This is a genomic window from Pontivivens nitratireducens (assembly GCF_014235845.1).
Lineage (GTDB): Bacteria > Pseudomonadota > Alphaproteobacteria > Rhodobacterales > Rhodobacteraceae > Pontivivens > Pontivivens nitratireducens.
The window spans coordinates 1-6129 of the sequence record NZ_JACJUQ010000037.1 but is presented as its reverse complement, the minus strand read 5'-3'; the positions used below and the strand labels follow the sequence as shown (position 1 = coordinate 6129).

General features: G+C 53.9%; 9 protein-coding genes. 3 read left to right on the top strand and 6 right to left on the bottom strand.

Annotation, left to right across the window (positions count from 1 at the left end; all coding sequences use genetic code 11):
• Positions 1–351 precede the first annotated feature (351 nt).
• From H1S03_RS17605 to H1S03_RS17195, 3 genes are all read right to left on the bottom strand, one after another.
• Entirely contained in the window at positions 352–735 is a 384-nt protein-coding gene (locus H1S03_RS17605; protein ID WP_271694222.1) for an ATP-binding cassette domain-containing protein, read from the bottom strand.
• A gap of 27 nt (positions 736–762) precedes the next feature.
• Positions 763–969, bottom strand: a complete 207-nt coding sequence (locus H1S03_RS17600) for an ATP-binding cassette domain-containing protein (protein WP_249777991.1) — start codon at positions 967–969, stop codon at positions 763–765.
• A gap of 84 nt (positions 970–1053) precedes the next feature.
• Positions 1054–1317 carry an iron chelate uptake ABC transporter family permease subunit gene (locus H1S03_RS17195; protein ID WP_249777990.1) on the bottom strand — a complete coding sequence of 88 codons (264 nt, stop codon included), beginning with the start codon at positions 1315–1317 and terminating at the stop codon, positions 1054–1056.
• A 19-nt stretch (positions 1318–1336) separates the two neighbouring features.
• Here H1S03_RS17195 and rpsU point away from each other — a divergent pair, with 19 nt between their 5' ends.
• Positions 1337–1543 (top strand): 30S ribosomal protein S21, encoded by a 207-nt coding sequence (gene rpsU / locus H1S03_RS17190; protein WP_185805296.1) that lies wholly within the window; start codon positions 1337–1339, stop codon positions 1541–1543.
• Positions 1544–1622: 79 nt separating this feature from the next.
• Here rpsU and H1S03_RS17185 read toward each other — a convergent pair whose 3' ends face one another.
• Together H1S03_RS17185 and H1S03_RS17180 are read right to left on the bottom strand one after the other, a co-directional pair.
• Positions 1623–2375: a hypothetical protein gene (locus tag H1S03_RS17185; protein WP_249777989.1), complete on the bottom strand. Its 753-nt coding sequence runs from the start codon at positions 2373–2375 to the stop codon at positions 1623–1625.
• A gap of 99 nt (positions 2376–2474) precedes the next feature.
• A complete protein-coding gene (locus H1S03_RS17180) occupies positions 2475–2738 on the bottom strand; it encodes a hypothetical protein (protein ID WP_185805294.1) in 264 nt (87 codons plus the stop codon).
• Positions 2739–2914: 176 nt separating this feature from the next.
• On the opposite strand from H1S03_RS17180, the gene H1S03_RS17175 reads away from it, so the two are divergent.
• Complete coding sequence (locus tag H1S03_RS17175; RefSeq protein ID WP_185805293.1) at positions 2915–4561, top strand: RcgA family putative transporter; 1647 nt, start codon at positions 2915–2917, stop codon at positions 4559–4561.
• On the top strand, positions 4551–5558 hold the full coding sequence (locus H1S03_RS17170; RefSeq protein WP_185805292.1) for an alpha/beta hydrolase family protein: 1008 nt from the start codon (positions 4551–4553) through the stop codon (positions 5556–5558). The genes H1S03_RS17175 and H1S03_RS17170 overlap by 11 nt, the downstream gene beginning before the upstream one ends.
• Before the next feature lie 104 nt (positions 5559–5662).
• Here H1S03_RS17170 and H1S03_RS17165 read toward each other — a convergent pair whose 3' ends face one another.
• Positions 5663–5983 carry a hypothetical protein gene (locus H1S03_RS17165; protein ID WP_249777988.1) on the bottom strand — a complete coding sequence of 107 codons (321 nt, stop codon included), beginning with the start codon at positions 5981–5983 and terminating at the stop codon, positions 5663–5665.
• Positions 5984–6129 lie beyond the last annotated feature (146 nt).

Sequence of the window (6129 nt, the reverse complement as noted above, 5' to 3'; positions counted from 1 at the left end):
GTTCGGCGAGCGCTTCGACGCTTGAGTATCTGAAACCGCATGGACCGGGCCAGATACACAGAGGTCAGGACACTCCCGCGACAAGAAATTTCGCTGCATGGGGTAATTGAACAGGTTTGGTGTGACCAGTTTGAAGGGCAAACTACGCGTCCTCGAAAGCATCTCATCCAACGAGAGCAACTGCTGCTGTCGCTAAATCAAGGGGATAAGGTCGTTGTGACGGCACCAGAATGCTTGGGATTGTCAGAACGTGACGTGAACTGGTTCTTGACAGAACTCGCCATTCGCGGCGTGCTTCTGTTGGTCCATTCCGGAACCATTGTTGTTGATCCGGGTGGATCGAAAAGAGACCTAGCTGCTGTAGTTGGCCGATTTCACAGCAAACTGCGGGCATGACACTGGAACGCGGAGAAACCGCTCAACAGCAATTTCCGCCAGCTTGAGATCATTATGAGGTAAAATGATGACCGAGCATTCTGTATTCACCTGATTTAGGTCATGCCAAGCGAGGATCATCACAGCTCCGCTTTCAGCAGCATAGGATTGCAAAGCCTCCGATACCTCGTATTGGAGGCAAAGGTCGAGCGCGGAGGTGGGCTCGTCCATGAGGACAACCCGCGGCCGCGTCACCAGCGACTGTGCGATCGATACGACCTCACGTTGCCCGCCTGACAGTTCCGGCAATTGCCGCTCAGCAAGAGCGGTGATGCCCAATCTGGCCAATACGTCGTTCACGGCCGTTAGCTCGGAAGTAGAAAGGCGTCAACCGCTCCCACCGCGCTTCAGCGCGAGTATGATGGATTCGTAGACCGTCAGCGCTGCATTCATCCCCGTATCCTGCGGCATGTAGCGCAAGTCCTCCGTGGCTGCATCGCTGAAGCGCACAGTCCCTGCCCCCCGCATCTGTCCTGCGATGCGCCGAAACAGCGTGGACTTACCAGCCGCATTTGCCCTCACAAGAGCCGTCACTGCCTCCTCGAATTGGCGGTGTTGTTGCCTTGCTGAGGACCTCATGCCGACCATAGCGCGCAACGAGGTTTTCAAGTTGCAGCGTCACCATGCTTTGCGCCCCTTGGTCAGAATAAGAGCGGCAAAGAAGGGAGCGCCCACCAATGCCGTGACATTGCCAATGGGCAGGACAGCGCCGAACAAGGCCTTCGAGAGCACAGATGTGGCCGAAAGGATCAGCGCGCCAGCTAGCATTGCTCCGGGCAAGAAGAAGCGTTGATCTTCCCCTAAAAGAAGCCGTGCCACATATGGACCGACAATGCCGATGAAACCGATCGTACCGACGAAGGAAGCCGGCACGGCCGCCATGAGTAATAGTGTTATCCATATGCAGGTCAGTGTCCGCGATAATAATGTCGATCAGGCTCTTCGGGTTTTAAAGAAAAAGCTTCAAAGCGAAGACGTTTTCCGCGAAATGAAACTCAAGCAGCACTTCGAGGAGCCTTCTAAGAAGAAAGTTCGCCAACAGGCCGAAGCGATCCGCCGGGCTCGCAAAGCGGCGCGCAAGCGCTTGGAGCGTGAAGGCGTGATGTAGGTCTACCGATACACATCACTCAGAAAATTGCCCTTCGGCGTGAGTTCATCTAAAACAAATGGCTTTTTCCCGACTGGGCTCAGTAGTTGACCTGCTCGTAGCCATATTTGCCCCCGTAATCGCGCCACTCGACGAATACCGAACGGTGGCGGATGCTCGGACAATTGTCGCCCCACCTCTCCAGCCCCACATGATCTTTCGGCAAGGTTCCGATCGATGAACGCTGCCAAGAGAAGTCTCCTTGAACGCCATAAGTTCCAAGTACAACGACCGCGCTCCGCTCGCAGTCCCCCTCGCTGCCTGCCTCATATTGTCGAGCGTTCCGCACATCAAAGATTCGTATCGAGCGCACGAAGTTAAACTCCGGACCGCTGATGTCGATGTCGGCGCGTTCTCGACCAAGCGTAATAGAAAAGTCACTGCTCTTATCACCCGTTTCAACCCTTTCCGCCGGGAACACGCCCGTCGATGACAGGCCGACTTCCTGAGATGGGGCAACGGTAATCGTCTGGAGCAGCGGATGACGCGGTATATCGAACAGAATGTCGAAGATACGGCCGCCATTTTTACCAGTGCCATTGAGTTCATGGGATGCTCTCATCGGACAACGCCATATCTGCAATGGAGGCTCTACTGGCCAGGGGGTTATTCTTCGAATGAATTCCGCGCGGGCGCGTGAGCATGGCACTGATGCGGGCCAACCCCCTGAAAGACAGAGGAGAATCGCGCAATCGATCGGATAGGTTTGCGCCCTAACCCGCTCGGCCGTTCCGAAGAAAGACGTGGAGCCAAGAGCGACAAGGACGACGAAACGAGTAAGCGCTTTGGGCATGAATACTCTCCTACAGTTTTGGCAGGTTGACGGTCTCTCTAGATATTTTATATTCATTGCGCCAATAGTATATTTTTGAAAGACCTGCTCCGATGACTATTAAGGCCTGCTAATTTGGGTATGCTCGCCGCCACTCGAAAGCGCTTCGAGGTATTCGATCACTTTCACTGGTGTCGACGATTTTGCCTCTGCCAGCACTTCGGGATGAAGCGGCGGCTCGATAGATCCGGCAGGTACCTGTCCGTCCAGCCAGAGCACCGACAACTCAGAGGAATTCCACAGGTATACCCATCCAACCGTGCGCTCCCGATCATTTCCAAACAATCGGGCTATGGGCTCTGCTTCTTCTTTCAACAGTCTCACCGCTTTCTTCCTTCCAGTTTCCAACCACCAAGCAGGATTTCGATCACTTCAGCCATTTTCTGGCCCAGTGGATGGCGATCGAATCACACTGCCTGTAGTTGCACTGTCGTGAGCCGCGAATTCACGATACGAAGCGAACGCCGGCGAAATAGAACGAAACGAACAACGGTACGCCCTTGATAAAAAATGGAAAATACTTTGTTCCTCCGTTGGATGACGGAAGTGACTTTAAGGAGTTGTTCAGACGGCTGAGCGCGGCCGGAGCGGGTCGGCCTACTGACAAAGATGGGATACCCTTGGGGCCGTGGACACCCGAACTTCTTGCTACCGCAATCACTCAGATCGAAGCCAACCGGTCCGGGATCGAGCTGCGAACGGTGCAGCTTTGGTACCAAGACAACGAGAAAGGAATCAGCACCGAGAACATTCGATGGTTGGCAAGGGTGTTTGGGTGTGATGATCCGAAGGCGACCAGCGAGTGGCAAACGGAACTTAGTGTGGCCCGGGCACGATTGGTAGCCAGGAGGCGAGCGCTGCGTGCGGGGTCAGACGGCCACGATGCGCATAGTCCTCCAGATACGGTTCAGAACGCGGCAATCGATGTTGATACCGTGGTTCCGTCACCGCTGGCGCACAAAGGTGAGGTTATATGGCCGAGGCGGAGATTTAGCTTGGCGAGAACATCGGAGGCCGTGTTCAACCGGGGATCCCCTTTGGATTTGTCGGCGTCAGTGTTCGCAGGGGCAGTGGCCCTTGGATTTTCCTCTTACTTTTTGGGCATTCACAGCATTGTTTTTCCGCAGGCGAATGGTGTGATTAAGCAGGTTGGGTACTTATGGGCACCGAACTGGACACTCCTCTTCATGGTGCTCATGCCGCTATACTTCGTATTCGTGCGTGACTTAGTGGTCTATTGGAGGGGTACAAGGGGGTCATTGTTAAGTCCTGAAGGTGAAGGAATCGCGAATGACGACATGTGGGTGCGAAAAGTCGCGACCTTTTCGGTGACGTATTGGGCGGCCTTTCTTGTTTGTTTACCTATAGCTACGGTTCTTCAGTGGATCGATAGGTGTTTAGGCCCATTACTGACCCGCGATACCGGCAACTACCCGGTGGAATGGGCTCGGATGGCGATTGAGCGCCCGCACGTCATTTCAATACCGGAGGCGGTCGCGTTCACCGGGTTCGCCTATCTCTACATGGGTGCGGTATTTTTTCTCTTCTTTGCAGGACTCATTTTGCTCTTCACAATAGCGCACGATTCTTGGGAACTTGGACGAAAGTCTGAATCGTGGGTAGATGGAGAATATCAATGTCAGCCTAATCAAGTCGGTCTCAAAATCATGCGTGGGATTTTTCGGTGCTGTATTTTGGGACTCTTGATTGCCATATGCATGAAGCTCCAAAGCACTTTTATGCTATCAAGTGAATCGACCATAACGGCTTGGTTGGCTAACGATTTCCTGTCAGTTTTGGGAAATCATGAGAAGGCAAGCGACTGGCTCGAATACAGCACGCCGACGAACTATAGCAGCCTGCTGATCGTATTGGCGACCTGCACTGTGTTTCTCTATGGGCTTATGCGAGTCCAGGCCGTGTTGCGTCAGCAAGGAGACATTGGACGTGGCCGAAATTGGAGAGAATTGGGAATGATGTTGGCGCTCATCGCCCTTCTGGTCATCGTCTACGTGCTGATCGGCGCGGTCGCCGGCTTCTCGATCTTGCTGTGCACCGGGCTGCTGTCTGCAATCTACGGCCTGATTTATCCAAGCATCGATACATGGCGGGTGACTGACCAAGGAGAAGAAGAAAGTGTATCATAGCTGGCTCGATCGTTGGGATGAGCGACGCGCAGAGCGGGGGGACGAAGTAAAGAGGCGGACAGACTTCGCTCTGGACACTGAACTTGCCTTCCCTAGCTCCGGACATCCGGCAGGTATCGAGGCCTTCTGTAATCTTGCAGACCAGGCTGTCGAGGACCCAACCTATTTCGATGAACCGGGTAACAACGACTTGGTCGTCGAACGCAAAGGAGATTGGGCCAAATTTCCTTCAGGAATTTATACTGACGTCGCAGAGAACAATCTCGTCTGGGCGAAAGTAACAGAAAGCAGATCATTCGATAAAGCTTTGGTTGTGTTTCACCATTGGAATGCAAGCGCGCGGTATCAACAGTTGGCGAACTTTTTCTCCCGGCGTGGGATCACGGTAGTCGAGATGGCACTGCCGTATCACTTCGAACGTAGCCGTCCCGGCGCCGATTATGCCGACTACATGCTAAGCCCGAATCTCGGACGGACGATGCAATCCATGAGGCAGGCAGTATGGGACGGTCGAAAGCTTATTCGTTGGCTAAGGGAGCAAGGTTTTAAAGAGATTTCTGTACTCGGAATGAGTCTGGGCTCTTGGGTTGCCGGATTGATTGCCGCCAACGACAAAACTGTTTCAAAAGCTGCGCTATTCCTGACCGCTGGAAGTCTTGCTGACATGGTGTGGACCGGGCGCGCAACTCGAACGATTTGCGAAAGCATCAAGCCCGCGATCGAACTGGACGATCTCAGAAGGGCATGGGGACCACTAAACTTGGTGAACCATGCGCATCATCTTGCGCGGGACAATCTCGAACTAAATGTGGTATTGGCCAAACGAGACAAGGTGGTGCTGCCGGAGCTTTCTGAACGGCTGATACAAGGGCTGAAGGACGCCGGGGCCGAGCCCAGCATATTGGAACTAAATTGCGGCCACTATTCGCTGTCCATGCCGCCCTACATTGTGTCGGCCGGCCGAAGCGTGGCTCGCTTATTGAAACCCGACCCCTAAGCCGCTGACGACGGGGCTCGAACGGGCCTCGGCTGAATTTCGCTCGTAGTCCAGTTATCAAATTCGGAACCCGCGCAACTCGGACCAAAAGCTTCGCCCCGAAGTTATCGGTGAAGCGAGCCCAAGAAGCGCCCATATTCCTCACTGACTTCGCGCGCTTCCTCGAAGGCGCGAGCACGCTCCTCGTCGAGGCAGCGAAAATAAACCTGTACGTCACGGAAGTAGAGTTCGAAGTCATGACGGAGGATGTCCATAAATTCCGTGGCAACCTTCGGATCTCTTGGAACAAATGGCCGAGGCGGGGGGATGCATGGACCGGCGAGCGCCGGACAACCGACGAGCGACAGCAGAACGAATGTGCGCATCAAAGGTAGGATGCGCAACCGAAGGTAGCAAAAGCCGCTTAAATCCTTGAACGAGCGCATGTTACGTGCCTAAAGGTATCGTGATCAACGTATACCGCAAAAATTATAATATACTATTGCGATCATCAGTATACTATCGTAACTCTAGGCTTCAAGTAGGAATGCCTGGGGTCGCGCCATTGGAGAAAGCGTGAGCCGGGCCATGA

Bases quoted from the DNA above. Each gene is read 5' to 3' on its own strand.
- H1S03_RS17195 (WP_249777990.1), bottom strand. From the start codon at position 1,317: ATGGCGGCCGTGCCGGCTTCCTTCGTCGGTACGATCGGTTTCATCGGC.
- H1S03_RS17165 (WP_249777988.1), bottom strand. From the start codon at position 5,983: ATGCGCTCGTTCAAGGATTTAAGCGGCTTTTGCTACCTTCGGTTGCGC.
- H1S03_RS17185 (WP_249777989.1), bottom strand. From the start codon at position 2,375: ATGCCCAAAGCGCTTACTCGTTTCGTCGTCCTTGTCGCTCTTGGCTCC.
- rpsU (WP_185805296.1), top strand. From the start codon at position 1,337: ATGCAGGTCAGTGTCCGCGATAATAATGTCGATCAGGCTCTTCGGGTT.